The sequence below is a fragment of the Ancylothrix sp. D3o genome, assembly GCF_025370775.1.
Taxonomy (GTDB): domain Bacteria; phylum Cyanobacteriota; class Cyanobacteriia; order Cyanobacteriales; family Oscillatoriaceae; genus Ancylothrix.
In genome coordinates this window covers 605,833-628,641 of sequence record NZ_JAMXEX010000001.1, presented here as the reverse complement: position 1 = coordinate 628,641, position 22,809 = coordinate 605,833, and the positions used below count along the sequence as shown (strand labels likewise).

The 22,809-nt window shown below is 43.4% G+C and carries 17 protein-coding genes; 11 read left to right on the top strand and 6 right to left on the bottom strand.

The window, feature by feature from the left end:
* Positions 1–63: 63 nt before the first annotated feature.
* From NG798_RS02645 to NG798_RS02630, 4 genes are all read right to left on the bottom strand, one after another.
* Positions 64–414: a type II toxin-antitoxin system PemK/MazF family toxin gene (locus NG798_RS02645; RefSeq protein ID WP_261220239.1), complete on the bottom strand. Its 351-nt coding sequence runs from the start codon at positions 412–414 to the stop codon at positions 64–66.
* Positions 401–628: a hypothetical protein gene (locus NG798_RS02640; protein ID WP_261220238.1), complete on the bottom strand. Its 228-nt coding sequence runs from the start codon at positions 626–628 to the stop codon at positions 401–403. The genes NG798_RS02645 and NG798_RS02640 overlap by 14 nt, the downstream gene beginning before the upstream one ends.
* 719 nt (positions 629–1,347) lie before the next feature.
* Entirely contained in the window at positions 1,348–2,202 is an 855-nt protein-coding gene (locus NG798_RS02635) for a 2-phosphosulfolactate phosphatase (RefSeq protein WP_261220237.1), read from the bottom strand.
* Positions 2,203–2,225: 23 nt separating this feature from the next.
* Positions 2,226–3,224 (bottom strand): 3'(2'),5'-bisphosphate nucleotidase, encoded by a 999-nt coding sequence (locus NG798_RS02630; protein ID WP_261220236.1) that lies wholly within the window; start codon positions 3,222–3,224, stop codon positions 2,226–2,228.
* Positions 3,225–3,631: 407 nt separating this feature from the next.
* On the opposite strand from NG798_RS02630, the gene NG798_RS02625 reads away from it, so the two are divergent.
* The 5 genes from NG798_RS02625 to NG798_RS02605 all read left to right on the top strand — a co-directional run bounded on the left by NG798_RS02625 (position 3,632) and on the right by NG798_RS02605 (position 13,712).
* Positions 3,632–5,011, top strand: a complete 1,380-nt coding sequence (locus NG798_RS02625; RefSeq protein WP_261220235.1) for an NB-ARC domain-containing protein — start codon at positions 3,632–3,634, stop codon at positions 5,009–5,011.
* 99 nt (positions 5,012–5,110) lie between these two features.
* Positions 5,111–6,712 (top strand): phospholipase D-like domain-containing protein, encoded by a 1,602-nt coding sequence (locus NG798_RS02620; protein WP_261220234.1) that lies wholly within the window; start codon positions 5,111–5,113, stop codon positions 6,710–6,712.
* 198 nt (positions 6,713–6,910) lie between these two features.
* Positions 6,911–8,821 (top strand): abortive infection protein, encoded by a 1,911-nt coding sequence (locus tag NG798_RS02615; RefSeq protein ID WP_261220233.1) that lies wholly within the window; start codon positions 6,911–6,913, stop codon positions 8,819–8,821.
* 184 nt (positions 8,822–9,005) lie between these two features.
* On the top strand, positions 9,006–12,590 hold the full coding sequence (locus tag NG798_RS02610) for a tetratricopeptide repeat protein (protein WP_261220232.1): 3,585 nt from the start codon (positions 9,006–9,008) through the stop codon (positions 12,588–12,590).
* 225 nt (positions 12,591–12,815) lie between these two features.
* A complete protein-coding gene (locus NG798_RS02605) occupies positions 12,816–13,712 on the top strand; it encodes a class II fructose-bisphosphate aldolase (RefSeq protein WP_261220231.1) in 897 nt (298 codons plus the stop codon).
* A 103-nt stretch (positions 13,713–13,815) separates the two neighbouring features.
* Here the strand turns inward: NG798_RS02605 and NG798_RS02600 are convergent, their stop codons facing one another.
* Positions 13,816–14,025: a hypothetical protein gene (locus tag NG798_RS02600; RefSeq protein ID WP_261220538.1), complete on the bottom strand. Its 210-nt coding sequence runs from the start codon at positions 14,023–14,025 to the stop codon at positions 13,816–13,818.
* A 1,252-nt stretch (positions 14,026–15,277) separates the two neighbouring features.
* Here NG798_RS02600 and NG798_RS02595 point away from each other — a divergent pair.
* The 5 genes from NG798_RS02595 (at position 15,278) to NG798_RS02575 (ending at position 19,950) form a co-directional block, all read left to right on the top strand.
* Positions 15,278–15,508 (top strand): hypothetical protein, encoded by a 231-nt coding sequence (locus NG798_RS02595; protein WP_261220230.1) that lies wholly within the window; start codon positions 15,278–15,280, stop codon positions 15,506–15,508.
* Positions 15,509–15,649: 141 nt separating this feature from the next.
* The gene (locus NG798_RS02590; RefSeq protein ID WP_261220229.1) at positions 15,650–16,006 is read left to right on the top strand and encodes a rhodanese-like domain-containing protein; all 357 of its coding nucleotides are present in this window, start codon (positions 15,650–15,652) and stop codon (positions 16,004–16,006) included.
* Positions 16,007–16,236: 230 nt separating this feature from the next.
* Complete coding sequence (locus tag NG798_RS02585; protein ID WP_261220537.1) at positions 16,237–17,376, top strand: cell wall metabolism sensor histidine kinase WalK; 1,140 nt, start codon at positions 16,237–16,239, stop codon at positions 17,374–17,376.
* A gap of 401 nt (positions 17,377–17,777) precedes the next feature.
* Positions 17,778–18,605, top strand: coding sequence for a photosystem II manganese-stabilizing polypeptide (locus NG798_RS02580; protein ID WP_261220228.1), 828 nt, complete (start codon positions 17,778–17,780; stop codon positions 18,603–18,605).
* A gap of 565 nt (positions 18,606–19,170) precedes the next feature.
* Positions 19,171–19,950, top strand: coding sequence for an RNA polymerase sigma factor SigF (locus tag NG798_RS02575; protein WP_261220227.1), 780 nt, complete (start codon positions 19,171–19,173; stop codon positions 19,948–19,950).
* A 24-nt stretch (positions 19,951–19,974) separates the two neighbouring features.
* Here the strand turns inward: NG798_RS02575 and nth are convergent, their stop codons facing one another.
* Positions 19,975–20,670 (bottom strand): endonuclease III, encoded by a 696-nt coding sequence (gene nth, locus NG798_RS02570; protein WP_261220226.1) that lies wholly within the window; start codon positions 20,668–20,670, stop codon positions 19,975–19,977.
* Positions 20,671–21,063: 393 nt separating this feature from the next.
* On the opposite strand from nth, the gene NG798_RS02565 reads away from it, so the two are divergent.
* Complete coding sequence (locus tag NG798_RS02565; protein WP_261220225.1) at positions 21,064–22,785, top strand: SpoIID/LytB domain-containing protein; 1,722 nt, start codon at positions 21,064–21,066, stop codon at positions 22,783–22,785.
* Positions 22,786–22,809: the final 24 nt, after the last annotated feature.

Genomic DNA, 22,809 nt, shown 5'->3' with positions numbered 1-22,809 from the left:
AATGCCGGTCTCAAAAACATCACAAACCCCCGAATTTTGATGTATATGTGGGTTGAGGCCAAGTTATAATCCTAGCGTATGTCTGAGTGCTGAATCGACGGTAGACATATTTAAAAATATGCCTATTTTTCGGTCTATTTCATTTTCTAGTAGGGTAACAAGATTGTCAATCATAATTACTGAGTCTGTAAGTAAGCCGGTTTGCTGGCTTTCTGGTGTTGCTAGGGTTATTAATATGCGGCTGGGGTGGCCGGCCCGTGTGAGATTACTGGTAATCATTGCTACTATTATTTGTGGGATGCCGGTGTTAAGATGATCCCGTTGCACCACTAAGGCAGGCCGGCGTTTGGCTGTACGGAGGTCAGAATTAGGAAATAAAACTAAGACGATATCGCCACGATTAAAGGTTGTCATAAATCTCCATGTCTGGATGTTCCCAATCTTCGGCTATGGTTTGCAGCCGGTGGCGTAGATCGGCGGCTTGTTTTTCGTCTATTCCGCGTGTGGTTAATTCTATTTTTTTTGTTGACAGAAAAGTGACGATGACTCTGGCTTCTTCAATGCCGGCGGGGGTTTCGAGGAGTTCTATTTTGCCGTTTCTATAAATTCCTTCTACGCTGTTTAACATTGTTTTGCTGGATGGGTTTTTGAGATTATTTGTATTATAGGTTTTTGGGAAGGTAAAAACCTATTTCAAAGCGAGTTTTATTGATTGTGAATCGGTTGTCAGAGTCGCGTCAAGAGGAAGTTTTGGAGTTGGCTCGTTCTTTGTATAGGCATTAGTTGCCGGTTGAAGAGCGTCTACACGAAAGTCGCCGGTTAAAACCGGCGTCTAAACGAAAGAAGTCCTACGGACTAAATAGTTAACTTTTCTAACCCCCGGAGGGGGTTTTTTTCTTGTAGACGCCGGTTTTAACCGGTGGCGAATGGCGGTATGGGGGTTTTTTAGTTTTGTTTGGGGTGGCCGGTTGTTACAATAGCACAGGACTTACGCAGAGACTCCAGATATGGGGGCAATCAAAGGGGGATTGCCCCTACAGGTGGTGTTTCTTCTTATAGTTTGCGTAAGTCCTGTCTAAGAGCTTTTGATTTATCTTCCTTCTGGGGCGCTTGTCGTCCCTTGAATCAACTATGGCTCACTAAGCGCCACTATTTATCAAATGATTAGATTTATAAGACATCGCTAACGTAGAAATCTCTCTTTATCCTAAATGCTGGAAGTCTTTCTTTACCAAGCTTTGAGGACGGTTGTCACCCCGTCATACGGAACAGTTATCACTAGCTGCTTTTTATTCATTGTTCTACAAAGTTTGCTTTAAAAGATAACTTCTTGATACCTTGATACTGTTACAATACACGGGGAATGAATAGAGGAACATTCCCGAACCATTGGAGTTGCATTATAGTGTTTTGCATTCTATTCCAAACTTCTACTTGCACTCCGTCTCCCCGAATAGAAGCGGCAATATCTTCGCTTCGGTCTATATAACCTAACAGTTTGCCTAAATAAGAGTTAGAGATAGTTTGAATTAAGAGGTCTAAATTATTAAGATATGGTTTAGCAAAATTGAGCATAATTCTAGCTTCATCATTAATTTGCTCTATATAAAAATAACCACTATCAAGTAAATATTGAATTGCTCTGCCACAACAATAATTATCTTCTACGCACGCACTATCATAGAGACCACCTCCAACAAATGAAATACGCTGATAAGATTTAGAGATTAATTCCTTCATAGTTACCTCAACATTTGGTTCACACATCATATATACAGCGCGCGGTGAACTGTGAGTAATAGCTGCTAAAGCTCTAGCACCATTGGTAGAAAAAAATTGTAAACAGTTACCTTCTAGCTGGGAAGGATAAATGGATAATGGTGAATTCCGAATATTACCTCCAAAAATAGCATTACCATTTTCTTCTCCTCCATAAAACCATTTTAAATCTGGCAAGACAGAAGGAGTTAGGTTGTACTCTTCCGTTTTCGGTTTGACTTTTAACTCAATTGCTTTACAGCCTGCCGCTCCTGCCGCGACAAGAGTTGTCGCGGTGCGTATTACATCAGTAAATACAATAGCTGTATCGGATAGCAGGCTTTCATCTATATGCTTTGTTTTAGCAGTATAGGCTCCCGGGGTCTGGGAACCAGAAACAATAAAATATTCAAAGGTAAATTTTGTATGATTCTGAATTTTCATTATTCTAATAAAATTCTAAAAGTTTAAGTAGAAGAATTTATTGATTGGATTTGTTGCAAACTATAAACTATTTTATTGTGAATAGTAGGATTGCTAGCAATAATACCTTTATTTGAAGCGAGCTTTTTACCCACAGAAAAATTTAAAGGTTGTCCATAAATATCAGTAACACAGCCCCCAGCTTCTTCAACAATAATTGAACCAGCGGCATGATCCCAAATGTTTTCTTTATAATCTAAAAATTCGGAAGTAGGAATGCGTATAAAGAAAGCTGCTAATCCACTCGCTACCATACCATATTTAACTTGGCTATCGATTCGTAAGGATGGACTTGAAATTCCTAGCTCTCTCGCTACTGCCGCCTGTAAAAAGTGGTTGCTATGCTTTGCCTCAACACTCTCTACATAACGTGAATTTATTAAATTATTAGATAGATTTATATGAATGGAGTATAGTTCCTCACCATTAAGGCTAGTGACTGTAGAACCTTGACCGCGCACAGCTACAAATAGAATGCCCTGTCCTTGTGTAGACTGTGCTGTATTAATGGCTAGTGCTGGACAAGCTAAAACACCAACCTTCACTTGCCCTTTTTCTATTAGAGCTAGAGCTATGGCATATTGATCGCCTCGCAAAAATCCTTTTGTTCCATCAATAGGGTCTAACGTCCAATAACGAGAACCGATTCCACTTGTTCCTTTATCAATCCAAGCGAGTACATCTTCTTGTGTAGCATCAGGTATAAACGCTTTTACATAGTTTGTTACCTGCGCTAAATAATTAGCCATATTCGGTTCGCGCAATTTAGTAGCATCTTCTTCGCCTACAACTGGATCTTTAGGAAAAGCTTTTTTCAATTCTGAGCAACATACAGCCTGCACCCCCCAATCAGCTAGTGTGACTGGACTATGATCGTATTTATTAAACGATTTTTTAACAGATTGGTCACCTATATTTTTACAAAGTTTTGTTGCTTCTAGTACAGCTTTGATAGCTACCTGTTTCTCTTTCTCATATAACATAGTCAATTTTGTTAGGCCGAATTATTTAGATCGAGAGAGACAAAGAACTTTTTGTCTTATTTTACTGGACAATTTTTCCGGTAGGAAAATTCTCAATTGATAGGTAGGTTTTAGTTTCCATTGCTACCCCTAGGATTACAAGATAGACCGCTATCCCATTTTATTTGTCTTTTTTACGCCGTACCGCCTGTATTTTCGGAAAGACAACCTCTCCATGTAGCGAGGCTATATTTCACAAAAGAAATAGGATGGCTTTATTTACAATAATGTCCCCAAATCCAATTCAAGTAAAGTCTGAAATGTACGATATTTTGTCTGATTTGTCTAACGGCAAAAATATCAAATGTACGAAATGTACGAAATATCAGCTATAGTAGATGAGGTAAACTTCACCCTTTGGTCTATCTATGGACATTGAGGAAGCCTTAAAACTCGCTGATGAATTAGTTTTTGCTAAAACGGCAACACACCTCGACTATTTACAAAAGGCTATTCTTAACGCAGCTTTACAATCTCAAACCTACTCCCAAGTGGCCGAACAACTCCATACGAGTGAAAGTCATGTTAGAAATGTGGGGTCTGATCTCTGGAAAATACTTTCCGAAGGATTAGGAGAAAATAGTAGTAAAACAAGTTTTAGAGCGGTATTAGAAAGCGTTAGAATTTCCAAAAATACAAATAATATTTCTCCAAATAATATTTCATTTGTCGGCGACACAGTTACAGTTAAAGAAATCCTTACAGTTAATAATCTCAATATCTGTCCGACTCCTGAAAGATCGCCCACCGGCTCCTCAAACACTCAAACAACCTCTAAAATAGACCTAACCGGCACCCCAACCCCCACAAAATTCTACAATCGTACCCAAGAACTAACCACCCTAAAACAGTGGATAATCGAAGAAAGAACACCCCTCATCACCCTATTAGGACTCTCAGGAATTGGCAAAACTGCCCTCACCCTCCAACTCATCCAACAAATACAAAATCAATTTGACTATATCATCTGGAAAAGCCTTGAAAACCCACCAACCCTGCAAACATTAGAAACAAACATAATAGAATTCCTATCCCACGAACAACAAACAAAACTCCCCACCTTAATAGACTATCTCCGAACCTATCGCTGCTTACTCATATTCGATGACCTACAAAACATATTCACACCCCAACAACTCGCCGGCCACTATCAGCCAAATTACGAAAATTATGGAACATTCATCAAAAAAATTGCCCAAACATCCCACAACAGTTGCCTAATTTTAATCACTTGGGAAAAACCCAGAGAAATCACCCTCCTCGAAACAGAAAACCGGCCCATCCATACCCTAGAACTCAACGGTTTAGATAACGCACAAGAAATCCTCCAAGAAAAAAACCTATCTCAACCACAAAAATACTCAAAATTAAGCGATCTTTATCAAGGAAACCCCCTCTGGTTAAACATCATAACCGCAACTATTCAAGAACTATTTAACAGCAATATTTCCGAATTCCTATCCTATGAAGACCTATTTTTAGGCGACATAGAACCCCTATTAAACCAACACTTTCAACGTCTCACCCAATCAGAAAAACAACTACTCTCCTGGTTAGCCAATCAAAACCACCCCATCGATATTTCAAAAAAACCGCTATCATTACAACTCACCCCACCCGAATTTTTAAAAGTCATCCAATCATTAAACCGGCGTTGCTTACTCCAAAAAACCACAGACAACCACCGGCAACAATACATTCTCCCACCAATCATCAAACAATACATCAAAAATAACCTCCCCACTTAACCGCACCCCCTACCCTTTTAAGCAAAATTCCGCTATCCTAAATAAAAAAATAACCGGCCTCAAACCTCACCTATCCCAACATCAACAACCCAAAAAGCCGTGCATCCACTATTGCGAAAAATCCCCATTGTCATCGCCATTTTAACCCTCACCGGCTGCAACCCAAACCGGCCCCAACGTCCACCCCAAGATTACCACATTCAAGCCTACTTTAATAACAGCATCTTTTCCGAATACAAAGAACCCTACCGGCAGCAAACTCGCACAGGAGACAACCTAGAACAACATATTATCGACACCATAAAAAGCGCCAAAACCTCCATCGATATCGCAGTTCAAGAATTACGCTTACCAAAAATTGCCCACGCCTTAGCTGAACGTCAAAAAGTCGGCATAAAAATCAGAATCATCTTAGAAAATACCTACCATCACCCCTGGAGTGAAATCACCCCCTCCCAACTCGCAAAACTCGACCCCCGCGAACAAAAACGATATCAAGAACTCCGCCTCCTCGCAGACAGAAACCGCGACAACAAACTCAGCGACCAAGAAATTAACGAATCCGACAGTATATTAATTTTAAAAAATGCCAAAATTCCAATAATAGACGATACAGCAGACGGCTCAAAAGGCACCGGCTTAATGCACCACAAATTTATTATTATTGATAACACAAACCTCCTCATCACCTCAGCAAACTTTACCACCAGCGATATACACGGCGACTTTTCAAACCCAGAAACACGCGGGAATTCTAACAATTTAATTACCATAAAAAGCCCCGAACTCGCCCAATTATTCAGCGAGGAATTTAATATAATGTGGGGAGATGGGCCCGCCGGTCAACCAGACAGTAAATTTGGCGTCAAAAAAACCTTTCGTCCTCCTCGTAACCTCCAAATTGGTAACAACATTATCACCCTGCAATTTTCCCCCACCTCCCTCACACAACCTTGGGAACAAAGTGTGAATGGCTTAATCGGTAAAACCCTGGCCGGTGCCTCACAATCCATCGATTTAGCATTATTTGTCTTTTCCGAACAACAACTTAGCAACATCCTCGAAACAACCGCACGCCAAGGAGTCAAACTGCGAACCCTCATCGAACCAAGCTTTGCCTATCGCAACTATAGTGAGGGTTTAGATATGTTAGGAATCACTCTCACAAACGAAAAATGCCAAATAGAACCTGAAAACCGGCCCTGGCAAAACCCAATTGATACCGTAGGAGTTCCCCAACTTCCAGAAGGCGATTTACTACATCATAAATTTGGCATTATCGACACCAAAACCGTCATCACCGGCTCTCACAATTGGTCAATCGCCGCCAACACTGCCAATGATGAAACATTGTTAGTTATTCAAAACCCAACCCTTACCGCTCACTTTATCAAAGAATATGAAAGACTATATAACAAAGCTAACTTAGGAATACCCCCCTTCCTCAGCAAAAAAATCCAACTTTCTCAGCAAAAATGTCAACCATTGCAGACAAAAAACAGCCAAAATACAGCCTTAATTAACCTCAACACCGCCACCCAAAAAGAAATCGAAACCCTCCCCGGAGTCGGGCCAAAATTAGCTCAACAAATCATAATTGCCAGACAACAAAAACCCTTCACCTCCCTCCAAGACTTAGATCAAATCCCCGGAGTGGGCCCAAAACTACTCGAAAAAATCCAACATCGCGTCACTTGGTAAACCAAACTCATCAACCCTCAAAAAACCGATTGATATAACCTTTTTTATGGGGCGTATAAAAACACGCTTTCTTTTAGGAACTGGGGTTTTAAAATAATTTTTAGAACATAAAAAAGCAAATATCCCTGATCAACCCACCCTTACTCATGTAAATAGTGAACATAACCGCACCACATCCGCTGCAAACCAGCCACCTTTATGAATTCTTCTACTTGGCTGATTGTTATAATAACATTCGCCCTAATTGCATTAATAATTTCTCGCCAAAACCAGCAAAAAAAAGCCAAAAACCCCTTATTTAATCCGGCCAAACCGCCCTTACCACCCCTCGATAATATGTTACACCAAGAAATATTTAAAACCGAAAATCAACAAGCCGCCAGCCAACATTATCAACCCATAGCCTTATGGAGTGGCAGGCTCATTTTACCCACCCCAGAACAAAGACAACCAGACGGCGCCGTATTATTTGAAATTCACAACGCAGCCCCCGGCTTTAAAAAACTCATTGGCAAAATTCTTTGGTTGCGCTGGGATTCTAAAGACGACCTGCAAACCTATCTAAAAACCATCACTAAAAACGTCAACTTTACCCAAGACACCCTCAAAAGTCAAAAAGCAGGAAACATCCACCCCCAGCGATTAAATAATCTTCAAAAAGTCGGGCCATTAGAATCACTCGCCGGCGCCCATCTTAACGATGATATCATCGTCATGCTCAGCGGAAAAGTCCAAGTTTCCCTTGAACAAAACTCCCTCATAATTCAAGAAGAACCCATCATCATCAGCGGAAAAATGGCCGGACTCATCACCATTATTCGACCCTTAGATAGCGAAAAAAATCAATTTTTAGTCCGCCATTATAATAAAACCTCAAAAGATTTTGATGGCCCTTGGGAAATCATAGAAATACCCCAAACACCCCCCAACCCTGCCGGTTATTCGCATTACACAAATCAATTAATCGAAAAATCCCCATTAAATAGCGCAGGTTGGTATATCTATGGCGAACGAAATAGCCAAGGAATATTTGTAGTAAAAGCCATTGAACCCAGAGAAATTTTCCTTTTAAAACCAGCAGAAATTCGCTGTGGTTTGCACGACACTCAAACCTATCTAAAAAGCGAAAACTGGAAAAACACACCGGCCCAAAAAGGCTTAGCAAAAACCATACTCTTAGCCCCCAACCATACCAACCAAACCGAAGCAATTTCTGCTTGGAAAGAAGGCGACAAAGCCATCGTTATTCACCTCTTTGGAGGAATAGGCGGCAAAAAAGCCGAACCCCACACACCCCTCGTTATCACCGGCCATTTTTCCTATGGCATAGCCACCGTCATCAAAGATCCCTTCACAGAAGAACTACGCTTTGACATTGTTTACTGGCAAGTGTACACCCACAACCCCGAAGGCATTATTTCCGGTGCCGTAAAATGGCAAAATTATATGGGAGACTTAAGAATCGGTTGGGCAGGAGCACGGCCAGTTTCAGATATTTTAGTCAAATTTGAGCCGGTCACAAAAGATTATCAATTTGATGAAATGAGCCTATCACCCATTGCCGAATTCACCCGACAATTACAAATGATCACAGCCCGTTATCGCATCGGCGACGGCACCGGCGCAGCAATTTTAACCCCCACCAAATCTTGCGTCCAAGACTCCAACCAAGCCCTTTATGTCACCCTTAAAAAAGTCCAAGCAAGAATCATGGGCAAAGATAAAACCTACCCCGATAGTGGCAAAATATTAGAATGGTTATTGAGCCATCCAAATCACAGCGAAAAAATCCGATTTGATCGCTTAGAAAATTTAGCCAAAGCCCTAGAAAAAAATTTAGTTCCTTTAGGAATTGTTCAGCCAGATTGGAGAAAAAATATTGAACAAGTCTCAGGAGTCTCTGGCAAAGACGGAATCCTCAAAACCTTCTTTAAAATCTTGACAACTTGGCGCACCATGTTACCCCGAAGAACCCATGATGAAATCGCTATGATTTTATTAAAACACCGTGCAGATTTATGGGTACTGCGTACAAATCAAATCGGCGGCTTTGAACCCCAAATTGAACCTTTAGCACCCACCGGCCTTTTCGGGCATCGTCGAAGATGAAACAATTTTAAATATTTGCAAAAAAAACTCTTGTAGGAACAATCCCCCAGTGGTTTCCCCCTCTTTGTAGGGGAAATTATTTTATGGTTGCCCAACTTGGGGGGCTCAACTCCTCCTTGCGCCATCTCCCCATGCCGCCTTCCTTCTGGCAAAATGTGGTGGTGAGCATAAAAATGGAGAAAATATGAGAAACGCCCTACTAGAAATTGCAGAATATGTATCTCTGGCCGGTTCAGTCGTCGGAACAGCCCTCGCCGTAGTGTACCAACAAGTGGGCCTAGCAGCCGCACCCGTCTCCGCATCCCTGTTGCTGAATTTGGCCTCCCGGCGCCGCCTAGAAGAAATGACACCCCCCGCCAATGGTGAACCCGTCTTAATAAACCGGCAACTCACAGACGAAATCGAATCCCTACGCGCCTCCGTGCGGCAACTACCCACCCAGCAAGACCTCCAGGGCATCAGAAAAGCCCTACAAGCCGAATTACAACGCCTAGAAAACGCTGAAAACACCACCGGCACCACTTCTACAGGTACAGACGTTCTGCCAGAACATCTCTACACCAGTTTGCAACAAACCATCGCCGACTTAAACAGCCGTCTCGAAAACGCCGCACCGGCCTCCACAGTCCAACAACTAGAAACCAGCCTCAGCCAAGCCACCCTCGGACTAGCTCAACTGCAAAGCGAACTCAGCCAACTTCAAACCGCCATAAGCAACCAACCCAGCAGCACCCTCACGGAAATAGACAACCAAAGTCTCATCCCAGACTTAGCACAACAACTTCAACAACTCAGAAACGCTCTGCAAGAAGTACAACAAGACGCAGAAAATAGCGTCCCCAAACAAGATTTCCTCTCCTTAGTAGAAGCTACCAAAATATTAGAGCAAACCGTAACACCCGTTACCGATGCAGTCGCCCAACTCAGAAACCAACTAGAAGAAATTAGCAACGAAGTAAACCGCAGTAGCGGCGAAACCTTCTCCACAGCAACCTCACAACAACTCGAAGAAATTAGAGCCGCCTTAGATATCCTCAACCGGCGCATAGATTTACAAACCGCTGACTTTACAGGAGTAGAAACCCTAAACGCTCAAAACGAAACCGAACAAATCTCAAATTACAGCTATTTAGAAAACCACCTCCAAGAAATCCACCAAACCCTCGGCGAACTGCAACAACGCGAAAACAACACCGTAACGAGAGAAGAATTCTTATCCCTCGCAGCAGCCGCTCACCAACTAATCGAACAATACAACGCCAAAGTCAGCGAACTAGAAACACGAATTCCCCTGGAAAGTACAACAGCAATTACCCCCATTATCCCCGGACAAACCATCGACTACAGTTATTTAGAAACCCACCTCCAAGAAATCAACGAAAGCCTCACAGAAATACAAGATCGTGAGAAAAACACCGTCACACGACAAGAATTTTTATCCCTCGCAGAAGCCGCCCACCAACTGCTCGAACAATACAGCGGCAAAGTCAACGAATTAGAAACCCGCATTCCGCAAATAAATCTTACCCCAGCGGCAGCAAATCCAACCACAGATACTCCCTACGAATTTTTGGAAACTCAACTGCAAGAATTAAAAAATACCTTAGCAGAATGGGAACAACGCGAACGAAATGCAGTGGATCGAAACGAGTTTTTATCCCTTGCAGAAGCCACCCACCAAAATCTCATGCAAAACGTGGCTCCTATTAACGCAGCCATCGCTCAACTACGCGGAGAAGTCGAAACATTAATCACACAAATTGGAGAACAAACTCCACGAGAAACATTCATCGCACCGGCAACTGAGCAGATTAATTTACTACGAAATGATCTCAACCAACTCAACCGCCGCGTTGATCAATTACCCATCCCTGAACCTGTCGATATCACCGGCGTTGAAGACGTCTTAGCCAACATAGCAGAACGAGTTGCCGAAACAACCAGCTTAGGAGAAACAGTTTCCGATGTAGTCCACAGAGTATCACAACTCAATAATGAGCTAGAAGAACTCAAAAACCAAGTCAACCGCAACAATCAATTAATGCCGGAAACCATCAACCAAATTGAAGATTTAAGAGCAGCCATTGGAGCCGTAAATCAGCGCTTTGATAACTTGCCACTTCCCGAAAATGTAGACTTTACCGGCGTCGAACAAATTTTAGAAAACATCGCCCAAACCATCGCCGAAGCCAAAGCCCAAACCGAAGGTCAACTAAGCGAATTTCACAGCCAAGAAATCACACCTTTGCAAGAAAATCTCGCCCAATTAAGAGAACAATACAGCACTTTAGAAACAAATCTGGCCGGTGTTTCCCAACAAGTTGAAAATCCCCAACAACAAGCCAAAATTCAAACCTTAGAAACCACACTAACCAACCTGCAAAAAAGCATTCAGACCCTCGCCGACAAAGCAGAAATTGAGCTAATTGTCAACGAAAAAGTAGAAAACCAATTTGGACAAATTAACCAAATTTTGGAAGCCATCTTATCCGAAGAAGTTAAATTAATCTTTGACCGGCCAAACATTCGCGCCGTCCTAGACGAAGCCCTAGAAAACGCCCAAGAAAAGCTAATTTTAGTCAGCCCTTGGTTAAATCAAACCGGCATTGATAGCAAGTTACTCACTAAATTTGAAGCCTTTTTACAGCGCAACGGAAAAATTGATCTTGGCTGGGGAAACCTTCAAGATATAGAAGCCGGTGAACTTCCCCGTCGTCTGCGCCGCAACTCCCCTCCCCATCTCAAAACAGCTTTATACAACGCCTTCAACTCCCTAGAACAACTGCACAAAAAATACCCCAATCAACTGCAATTCAAAATCCTCGGAACCCACGAAAATTATATTCTCCGAGATGGCATCGAAGCCACCATAACCACCCAAAACTTTCTCGCCAGTGATATCAATTTCCCAGAAAGAGAAGTTGCCGTCATCACCAAAGATCCTCGCATTGTTCAAGGATTAATCGAGCGCTTTAATGAGCCGACACTTACCCCCAGCAATGCTGAAATTTATCGCAAACGCGGAGCAGAACGGCTTTATATCAAAGACTATCAAGGAGCGATTTCTGACTACAGCCAATCCCTACAAATAGACACTGAAAACGCCAATGTTTATAATGATCGCGGCGTAGCATTTTATAATACCGGCAACGCCGCCGCCGCCGTCCAAGATTATACCCAAGCCTTGCGAATCGATCCAGACGAACCAACCTATTATTTTAACCGAGGATTTGCCAGCTTACAAATCGGAGACTATCAAGGCAGTATTCAAGATTTCAGCGCCGTCTTGCGTTTTCTCCCCCAAGATGCAGACTGTTATTTTCACCTCGCAGAAGCCTATCGTTTGGCCGGTGACTATCAAAATGCAGTCGAAAATTACAACCAAGCCTTACAATTCAGCCCCCAAGATGCAGTCGCCTACAACAACCGAGGATTATCACAATATGAATTAGGCAATTTTTCCCAAGCCATCGAAGATTACACCCAAGCTTTGCGGATAAATCCTGATGATTCTGTGACCTATTTTAATCGCGCAATGGCTGCTTGTGCCATTGATCAAGATCACGACGCACTGGAAGACTTTAATAATGCCCTTCGTCTCAATCCAGACTACCCAATGGTCTATTATTATCGCGCTTATGTTTGGATAGAAGCCAACAACCGACAATCAGCAAAAGAAGATTTACAAAAAGCTGCTCAACTTTTTGGAGCCGGTGGCGATAGCGAAAATCAAAAGCTCACTCAAGCCGTTTTAAGCTCTCTGGGATAGTTTCCCACCGCCTTAAAAACCTAACTCCCCACCCCCCTTAAAAGCACAAGAAAAGCGAGTAAGATTTGTTTGCCAGTCTTCTCTCTTTTCACCTGGGAGGGGGAGATAAATTCTTCTCTCCCCTCCCCAAACCAGCTATAGAAGGGAAAAGTTATTCTTCACAAAAAACAGCATCAATCTAACGTACAATTTTTAAACAAATCCCTCTGATAAAACCCCCCCCTTATGCTAACCTCCACCGGCGAACTTTTAGAAACAGCACGGCGTAATCTTTATGCCATTGGCGCCTTTAATGTGTACAATCTCGAAGGCGTCCAAGCCGTCATTGATGCAGCCGAAGCCCTACAAAGTCCAGCCATGTTGCAAATTCACCCCAGTTCCTTAGCGCATGGAGGCTCAGCCTTAATTGCCCTTTGTTTGGAAGCCGCACGCACCGCCAAAGTCCCCATGTCCGTACATTTAGATCACAGCAACTCCGAAAAAGATATTCGTGCAGCCTTAGAAGCCGGTATGCCTTCAATTATGGCCGATGGCTCTCATTTACCCTACGAACAAAACCTCATTTTTACCCGCGAAATGACCAAACTCGCCCACAGTAAAGGAGCAATTGTAGAAGCAGAAATTGGCAGAATCAGCGGCACCGAAGATGAATTATCCGTTGAAGAAAAAGAAGCCAAAATGACAGATCCAGATCAAGCCGTAGAATTTGTACGCCAAACAAAAGTCGATGCTTTAGCTGTGACTATTGGCAATGTACATGGTGAATATAAAAGCGAACCACGTTTAGATTTTGATCGCCTTGCAAAAATTCGTAAATTAATTGATGTTCCCCTTGTTTTACACGGCGCATCCGGCTTGCCAGAACACATGATAAGCCGGTCAATTCAATTAGGAGTTTCTAAATTTAATGTAAATACTGAAGTGCGAAAAGCTTATGTGGAAGCGCTTAAAGAAAGTTTCAATCCCCAAAAATCACCGGATTTGTTAAAAGTAATGAAAAGCGCAACAACAGCGATGCAAGAAATTATATCAAATAAATTAGAAATTTTTGGCTCAGTAGGAAAAAGTTATCTTCATCAATCTCCCTATGCTGGGATGTTGGGAGTCACAACCGGCAAATAAAAGAATACTCAATTAAACAACAGATTTTTTAAACTTTTTTCAACCCAACGGCTGGAAAAGGTGAGCTTTTATGCTCGCTTCTGGCACTCGCCGCCCCTCATTCCTAGATCACAGCCGATAATTCATTGACAATTTGCACTCTTCCCCGACATACAGCCCGCAGAAGCCGGTCGATAGAGTATCTCGCCTCGTCATCCAAAGATTCATCTAAAAGGGCTGCCATTAAACCATAACGGTCAGCAATGGTAACACGGCCAGAGGTCGTCACTTCGGCAAACAGTTCAGAAACAGCAGAAGGAAGTAAAAGCGGCATAACGTTTTCCTGAATTCGATATTTATAATATCTCTGCTTTTCCTCAAAGCTTGTGTGATGGCATTCCTTGCTCACTCGTGATATTTTTAACCGCTTTGGGTGATGAAAACTCTGCCGGTGACGTGACAGCCTCCTGGCAATGGCGTGATGGCTGTCACACACTCAGTCAGCCCCTTGTATTTCCTCTTTTCCTGATCTAAACCGCCGGCCTTCCTCTACTTCTGAAATTTACACCTATTAATATAGAACTCTACCAAAAGACACAAAGCCGAATCGTTTTATCTTACTTTCTCCTTCCTTTGTGCCTTTTTCCCTGATTTCTTTAGACATCTAAACAATCAACCGAACTGATACTTTATTGGAAAAGCAATTGATAGTCTTACCACGATTGTTGAGGTAACTTTCCTCTTCCGCCCAGGCTACAAAAAATGTAACAAATTCTCTTCCACTGCCGGTTTAATTAAAAAGTTATAACAAGCCAAGGCGTTGACATACTCCTACAATTGTGAAGAAGTATTGCCAATGTCTACCTTTAATAGCTCTTCATACCTTCCAATTTGTAGCGAAAGTAACTGATCTAAAAAAATTAAGAAATTCAAAGAGCAGTCAGCCCCAAAATTACAAGATTTGGCAATGGTTTCTATAAACAATTTCTTTAACATTCCGTAAAAAATCGTAATCTAGGCTACAGGGATCAACACCGGCAAAAGCAAATTGCATTTAACAGCCTTGGTGTTGCACAAGTGGTGAGCAAGCCTTCAAAAAGCCCCATAGACAACTAAAGCGCCGTCCGGTTGTTTGTAGCAATCAACACAGATTTAATTTTAAAAAAAATCTCCAACTTCACAGGATCTTCACACTTTAGTTATAAAGTAAAAATTACAGCGGTTCACACCACCTTAAAAAACTTGCAAGGGAGGCAAAGATGCTGTCCTCGCTTTACCTAGTATTACTGTTAATCACGTTCCTAGCTATCAAAATGTTCAGGCGTACCTCCAAAGACATAGCCTCCACCGTCACTGCTTTAACTGCCGTCTTGAGTTTTTTCTGGGGATTTAGTCTCGCTCCCTGGCCGGTTAAATTAGTAATAGTTGTCCTTCTCATGCGCCTCGATAAAATTTACTTAAGAGAAACAAAGTTTTTCATTTAAAAACCTTCAACAATTATTGTAAATTTCGCTACCATTGACGCTCAAAATTTAGTCAATACCCTCAAAAATTACCAACTTATTAATAACCTGACGGAAACTACCATGAATACTTGCCCTTGCTGCTCCAATCAACTTTTGCGCCACGCCCGTCATAAAGGCATCTACTGGTTTTGCTCACATTGCTGGCAAGAAATGCCGGATTTCACATCTGTAGTTACCAACCGACGCGAACGAGTTCAGCAGCTAGAACGCCTCATCGATATTTACAATCCACCGACCCACAAACAACCTTTAACTGCCAGCAGATTAGCTACTACTGCTAACGTTATTTAACCCCAAATAAAGTCAGAGCTAACAGTTTTACTAAGAAAAAATTGAAAAAACGACCCGACCCAATCCGCTGAGAATTGAGCAAACCGGCATAAAATAATTAATTGTTACTATCGCTCACTCAGCCATCGAGTCAGGGTCTTTATGCCATCAAATCCCCAAACAATAGCCCAGATCAGCGTTGAAGAACTAGCAGAACGCCTCAAAAACGGCCCCAGCGAACCCCTACAACTCATTGATGTCCGAGAACCAACAGAGCTAGCCATCGCTCAACTGCAAGGCTTTCAAAACCTGCCCTTGAGTCAATTTGTCCAATGGTCAAACACAATTCAAACCGAACTTGACCCCCAGACAGAAACCCTAGTCTTGTGCCATCACGGCGTGCGCTCAGCCCAGATGTGCCAATGGCTAACCCAACAAGGCTTTACCAACGTCAAAAACATTGCCGGAGGCATCGACGCCTACTCACTAAGAGTCGATGCAGACATCGAACGCTATTAATTTTGAGTCAGCCTCTTTAGAGCGTGACAAAAAACCTAATCTTTAGGACTTGACAAAAAACCTAATTTGTGATATGCAAATTCCCTTGACCACTGAAGGCCAAGCAAAGGGCAAATAGCCAGAATCCGAAATCACTCTAAAGAATGAGTTTAATAAGCAATCAAAATGGCAAAATTCTAGCGATACGGTAGAAAAACATATATAACGCCACCCCTGTGACTGCATCAACAATGAGAGCAGGAAGCTCACTAGCAAAAAATGATTGTATTCTGGTTGTCGATGACTCACCTGATAACGTTCTGTTGGTGCAAACCATACTAGAAGAAGAAGGGTATGACATCATCACAGCGGACAACGGAATGAAAGCCTTAAAAATCGTCGAGCAGGCCCGCCCTGACTTGGTACTGCTGGACGTAATGATGCCAGGAATGGATGGCTACGAAGTCACCAAACGCATCCGAGAAAACCGAAAAATACCCTTTATCCCGATCTTGCTAATCACCGCCTACGACCAATCAAGTCTCGTGCGAGGATTAGACATCGGAGCAGATGATTTCATACGCAAGCCCGTAGAACTAGACGAACTGCTGGCCAGAGTCCGCTGCCTGCTGCGACTCAAACACACCGTAGACGAGCGCGACCAAATGGTAAAGCAGAGAGAAGATTTTGTCTCTAGGCTCACCCATGATCTCCGCACCCCCCTCGTCGCCGCCGCCCAAATGCTCAACCTCATCCAGCAAGGAGCACTAGGGCAAATCACCTCCGAATGCTCCGAAGCCCTTCATACAATGGCCCGCAGCAACCAAAACCTATTAAAAATGGTAAATACCCTGCTGGAAGTGTACCGCTACGAAGCCGGACGAAAAAACTTAAACTTCTTCCCCGTAGACCTAAGCGAACTCGTAAAAGAAGTCGTACAAGAACTCACCCCCCTAGCCAAATCGAAATCCCTCAGCTTAGAACTCAACCCAAGAGAAGACCCCAACCCACCAAACACAACAGTAATGGGCGACCGGCTCGAACTGCAAAGACTGATCACCAACCTCATTGGTAACGCCATCCAGTACACCGATCAAGGAGCCATCACAGTCTCCCTAGATAACAAAACCGATTTTTCTAAAGGCAACGGCAACCAAAGCTTAAACTGGGTAAAGCTTTGTGTCCAAGACACCGGCATCGGCATTCCCGCCGAAGAACAAATCAAACTCTTTGAAAGATTTCGTCAAGGCAACCACACACGAGCCGGCAGCGGTTTAGGGCTGCATTTATCTCGACAAATCGTTGAAGTCCATCAAGGCACCATCGACGTCAACTCAGAACAAGGCAAAGGCAGCACCTTTACAATTTGCTTGCCCGCCGCCTCCGTCTAGGATTTTAGATTTTAAATTTAACAATTGAAAAATTGAAAAAATCCAGCAGCAGATAGGGATACCCAGCAGCCAATTGTAATATAATAAAAGTGAAAAATACTTAAAAACAACCACCAATCCCCACACAAGCAACCTGAGAGTTAAGAGCGATCCCAAAGTTTGATAAGATGTCCAGATTGACGCTCAGAAAAAGCTCACACGCTTACGACATGGCCCTTTATTGCCAAGCCGATAGCTATGTGTGGCGGAACGCCATTCCATAGCTTGCTTACAAATCGAGCCAAACAAAACGGGACAGTGCCGTGAGGGGGTGAGACTCCCTCCGAGAGAAGCGTCAAATGCCCCTGTGGCAATAATTTTTACATTCGAGATTTCACGCGCTTAGATTTTTGAGGTTGACCATGAGATTTCGCGCTTTAATTGTGGCACTTTTGGCTGTGTGCCTGAGTGTTTTGACCGCTTGCAGTGAAGGGCCCTCTGCAAGCAACGCCCCTCTCACCTACGCCGACATCAGAGGCACAGGTTTAGCCAATAACTGCCCAACCTTGGAAGAAACCTCTCGCGGGTCTATTCCCCTTGAGTCCGGCAAAACGTATTTCTTAAGCGACCTATGCTTACAACCGATCAGCTTCTTTGTTAAAGAAGAACCTCTCAACAAGCGGGAACAAGCTCAATATATCCCCGGAAAATTGCTCACCCGCTATACCTCCACCCTAACCTCAATTCAGGGCCCCCTCAAACCGGCCTCTGATGGTTCCCTCACCTTTGTTGAACAAGACGGCATCGACTTCCAAGCCATCACCGTTCAACTCCCCAGTGGCGAACAAGTGCCTTTCATGTTCACAATTAAAAACCTGATTGCAAAAAGCCAACCAGGACTCGAGGGCATCAACACCTCGACAGACTTAAAAGGCTCCTTCAAAGTCCCCTCCTATCGTAGCGCGTCCTTCCTCGACCCCAAAGGTCGTGGCGAAGCAACCGGCTTCGATAGCGCCGTTGCCATTCTTGCCAACGCCGACAACGAAGAATTTAACCGCGCCAACGTCAAGCGGGCAGAACAGGGCCAAGGCAAAATCAAAATGCAAGTCTCCAAAGTGGATAACACCACAGGCGAAATTGCCGGCATCTTCGAGAGCGAACAGCCCTCCGATACCGACTTGGGCGCAAAAGACGCTGTAGAAGTCAAAATTCGTGGCGTATTTTACGGTCGCATTGATACTGCTTCCTAAGATTAACTAACTACCCTTGCCACAGAGGAAGCGGAGGGAGTTTCTCTGTGGCGCTCTACTATCTATTGTTCACCTCGCTGATTCACAGATCAGCTTGCCAAAACAAATTTTTTCCCCTTAAAAAACCTATCGCCAAATTTGGCTTACCCAAAAAATCAACAATGGTTAGTGAAAACAATAATTTTTAGCTTCCATACTATAAAATTCAAAAACTCACTAATTGCACCCCCTAGCACCCCACCAAGTTGTCAAAAATATCTGTAAAATTTTACTCAAACCGGCCTTCTAATCCGAAAAAATCAAGTATAAATACGGTTGTCTTTTAACCACAAAAACACATAAATTAGATTAAGGCAAAACCAACCCAGCGCTCAAATCCCAGGGCGGCCATTTGTAGATATCATATCCTTTGCCTCTAAATATTCCTAAAGGTAGATGTGTTTGTGAAACCTTTTTGATATCAACCTCAAATGTGCTACCGGTCACAGCCAATTGCTCAAAACTTAATCAAACTAAAAGCAGCCCATCCTATTATTAACAGTGCACTACTAAATTAAAGGTCGGCATGACTACCACAGTAAGCAAAGAACTTAAAAGCGAAACTTTGGAATTGCTGCGCCAATACCAAAACACACGCTCGCCCGAAATGCGAAATCGGCTGGTTGAACTAAACTTAGGACTCGTCAGAAAAGAAGTTCACCACTGGATCAATCAGTGTAGCGAAACCTATGAAGACTTGCTACAAGTCGGCAGCATTGGCTTGATTCGCGCCATCGAACGCTTTGAAATGTCCAAAGGACACGCATTTAGTTCCTTTGCCGTTCCCTACATTCGCGGAGAAATTCAACACTACCTACGCGACAAAAGCCCTTGTCTGCGAATTCCTCGCCAGTGGATCGCCCTGCAAACTCAAGCAACCAGCGTAGTCCAATCTTTACAAATTGAGCTTAAACGCCAACCCACCGATGCTGAAATCGCCGCCGCCCTGCAAGTTTCCCTTACAGAATGGCAGCAAGTCAAACTCGCTAACCGCAACCGCTCACCCCTCTCTTTGGACGCTCCCTTGTCTGATGAAGACGAAGGCTGCACCTCCCTCGCCGAAATTGTCCCCGATAACCACTATCGTAGTTTTCAGCTTGCCCAAGAAGATGTCATTCGCTTGCAACAAGCCCTCGCCACCCTCGAAGATCGCACCCGCAAAATCCTCGAATTTGTCTTTCTTTATGACTTGACGCAGAAAGAAACCGCCGAACGCATGGGCATCAGCGCTGTAACCGTTTCTCGCCGCGTCAAAAAAGGACTGGATACCCTCAAAAACGTTATGGGCGTTGGAGAATTTGATTAAGAATAAACTTATCAATCAGCTTGCTTAAAACGTTAAATCCCAGCTATTGTCCAGCAGTTGATCCTTGAGTACCGCTGACGACGGACACAACGAAGCCACCACACACTGCTCACAGGCGGGTTTTTTAGCCGGACAAATCGCCCGACCGTGATAAGTTAAACAAACAAACCAATTTCCCCACTCACAAACCGGCAAGATTTTCATCAAATCTTGCTCAACTTTTACTAAATCCTCTTGATTGCTAAAACCCATGCGCTGGCTCAAGCGTTTAACATGGATATCTACCATCACTCCAGCATCCATCCCAAACGCATAATGCAGCACCATTGTTGCCGTTTTGCGCCCCACTCCGGGTAACTTCACTAACTCATCTAAATTTGGCGGCACTTCCCCTTTAAATTTTTCCATCAATTGCCGGCAAGTGAGTTGAACATTTCTTGCCTTATTGCGCGGAAACGTCACTTGTTTAATCATCGTTTCTATTTCTCTCGCATCCACCCCCGCCAATGCCGCCGCATCAGGAAACCGGCCAAAAAGTTGCGGCGTAACTTGATTCACCCGCGCATCAGTACACTGCGCCGCCAAAATCACCGCCACCAATAACTGTAAGGGCGTTTCATAATTAAGCGGGCATGGTGAGTCTAAATAAAGCGGCTTGAGCCGGTTAAGAATTTCTAATGCTCGCTGATTTGTCTCAGAAAAAGTTTGTGAAGATACCATTTTAGAGTTTAGAGTTTATTTTCTATCTACAACAATTATTTTCCCGTTCCGCAGCCAAACTTCTCAGTGTCCGCTGCATCCTTTTCAAACGCTACCGGCTACCCTTCTTTAACAGTGGGAACTTGTGGCAAGTTAAAATTGCCGCGCAGACTTGCGAGCAGCCAACTTAAAAAGCGGGAATTTTAAAAAAAGCAAATCTTTGGGGAACCCTAACTAAAGATGCCGCTTTCAATAACGCCAATGTTAGCGGTGCCTGTGGTGCAAAATAAGCCAGAAATCGATAACAAATAGGCGTATTCACTTGGAACTTATACCAAACTGCTGACAAAAAGCTTAGGATCTGGTGTTAAATTCTGACCATCGGTCATTGACTTTTTACCTTTATTTCTCCCCATGCTGCAACACCTTAACCAATTCTTACCCCAAAACAAGCCCCACCGGCACCGCCCCAAAACCAAAAATAGACCGACAACAAAGACAACAATCTTCTCATTTGCCTTTGTTATCGTCTCTTTTTCTCTAAATTTATTCACGGCACCCACAAGCGCCCAAACATCCCAAGACGTAGAATTACAAGTAGGAGTCATACAAAGATTTGGCGAAAAATCTAACGATAAACTCACCCTCAAAGCCACCCCCGGAGACCGATTATCATTGCGTTTTAGCGCGGCGAATGGAGAACTGCAAACCGTTGAAGCCACTTCGGTAAAACTCGAAGCTCTCCCTCAAACCCTCCCCACACCGGCTTTAGATGAAAAACTGATCCTGGGTAGCTATCGAAGTTTTGAAAGTGCAGAAAATACGGCATCCGAGTTGAGAGCCAAAGGCATTGAGGTAGAAATTGCTCAACCGAAACGCTGGCAAGTTTGGGCAAAACGCGATGTGTACAGCACTCCTTTGCTGAGACGGATGTTATTAGAAAGCCTACAAGCCAAGGGAAACGCAAATGCTTATTTAGAGTCAAAAATTGTCCAGCAGCTTCCCGCTGTGAGTGCGGTGGTGGGGAAGCAGCGTTATAGCTTGGGAATTACAGAAATTACCACCGCTACCGGCATCATTGAAGTCAAGCAAGGCGAAGAGAAACCCAATCAAAGCGAAGACAACCGCAAAAGTGTGATTTATCCGGGCAGTTTGCGGCTTCAGCCGAATGCCTACGGGACTTATACATTAGTTAATCAAGTTCCTTTGGAAACTTATCTGCGGGGAGTCGTGCCGCACGAAATTGGCGGTGAAGCTCCCTACGCATCGATTGAGGCGCAAGCGATTTTGGCTCGTACTTATGCTTTGCGTAATTTGCGCCGATTTGCAGTAGATAATTATCAAATGTGTGCTAACACCCATTGTCAGGTATATAAAGGGTTAACCGGCACTTGGGGGGAAGCTGACCGAGCAATAGCGGCAACGAGGGGACAAGTGCTGACTTATGATCAGGAGTTGGTGGATGCTTTGTATTATTCGACGAGTGGCGGGGTGACAGCATCGTTTAATGATATTTGGAAAGGCCCAGGCCGGTCTTATTTAGCGCCGGTGATTGATTCGCTGCTGAATGTTTGGGATTTAAAAAATCAGAGTTTAAGCGCTGAGGCAAATTTCCGCAGGTTTATGAATCTGAAAAAAGGCTTTAATGAAGACGAGCAAGAGTTATTTCGCTGGCGGGAAGAAAGTAATTTACAAAAACTCAATAAGGATTTTAAGGAGTATTTACAAGAAAAGGCAAATTCTCTGGCGAATTTTCAAACGATTTTAAATATGGAGGTCACAGAGAGGTCAAGTTCGGGGCGTGTGCTGAAAATGCGTGTCCAAACAAATGCCGGCACAATTGAGATAGAAAAAGATGAAGTGATGAAAGCCTTTTATGCCCCTTGGAGTACGTTATTTTATGTTGAGCCGGTTTATCAAGACGATAAAAAAACCCTTAAAGGTTTTGCCTTTGTTGGCGGCGGTTTTGGGCATGGTGTGGGAATGAGTCAAACCGGCTCTTATAAGCTGGCCCAGCAGGGGTGGTCAAGTGAGCGAATTCTGAGTTTTTATTATCCGGGGACTCAACTTAAACCCCTCAGCGAGGAGTTGACTTTTTGGCGCGATCCTTGGGAAAAAGTCACGCCTGAAAACTGAAAACTGAAAAAGGAAGAGTGAGTT

Excerpts from the sequence above, each read along its gene's own strand:
- NG798_RS02590 (WP_261220229.1), top strand. The coding sequence starts at position 15,650 with ATGCCATCAAATCCCCAAACAATAGCCCAGATCAGCGTTGAAGAACTA.
- NG798_RS02625 (WP_261220235.1), top strand. The coding sequence starts at position 3,632 with ATGGACATTGAGGAAGCCTTAAAACTCGCTGATGAATTAGTTTTTGCT.
- NG798_RS02610 (WP_261220232.1), top strand. The coding sequence starts at position 9,006 with ATGAGAAACGCCCTACTAGAAATTGCAGAATATGTATCTCTGGCCGGT.
- NG798_RS02600 (WP_261220538.1), bottom strand. The coding sequence starts at position 14,025 with ATGCCGCTTTTACTTCCTTCTGCTGTTTCTGAACTGTTTGCCGAAGTG.
- NG798_RS02645 (WP_261220239.1), bottom strand. The coding sequence starts at position 414 with ATGACAACCTTTAATCGTGGCGATATCGTCTTAGTTTTATTTCCTAAT.
- NG798_RS02595 (WP_261220230.1), top strand. The coding sequence starts at position 15,278 with ATGAATACTTGCCCTTGCTGCTCCAATCAACTTTTGCGCCACGCCCGT.
- NG798_RS02605 (WP_261220231.1), top strand. The coding sequence starts at position 12,816 with ATGCTAACCTCCACCGGCGAACTTTTAGAAACAGCACGGCGTAATCTT.
- NG798_RS02580 (WP_261220228.1), top strand. The coding sequence starts at position 17,778 with ATGAGATTTCGCGCTTTAATTGTGGCACTTTTGGCTGTGTGCCTGAGT.
- NG798_RS02630 (WP_261220236.1), bottom strand. The coding sequence starts at position 3,224 with ATGTTATATGAGAAAGAGAAACAGGTAGCTATCAAAGCTGTACTAGAA.
- NG798_RS02615 (WP_261220233.1), top strand. The coding sequence starts at position 6,911 with ATGAATTCTTCTACTTGGCTGATTGTTATAATAACATTCGCCCTAATT.
- NG798_RS02565 (WP_261220225.1), top strand. The coding sequence starts at position 21,064 with ATGCTGCAACACCTTAACCAATTCTTACCCCAAAACAAGCCCCACCGG.
- NG798_RS02575 (WP_261220227.1), top strand. The coding sequence starts at position 19,171 with ATGACTACCACAGTAAGCAAAGAACTTAAAAGCGAAACTTTGGAATTG.
- NG798_RS02585 (WP_261220537.1), top strand. The coding sequence starts at position 16,237 with ATGAGAGCAGGAAGCTCACTAGCAAAAAATGATTGTATTCTGGTTGTC.
- nth (WP_261220226.1), bottom strand. The coding sequence starts at position 20,670 with ATGGTATCTTCACAAACTTTTTCTGAGACAAATCAGCGAGCATTAGAA.
- NG798_RS02640 (WP_261220238.1), bottom strand. The coding sequence starts at position 628 with ATGTTAAACAGCGTAGAAGGAATTTATAGAAACGGCAAAATAGAACTC.
- NG798_RS02635 (WP_261220237.1), bottom strand. The coding sequence starts at position 2,202 with ATGAAAATTCAGAATCATACAAAATTTACCTTTGAATATTTTATTGTT.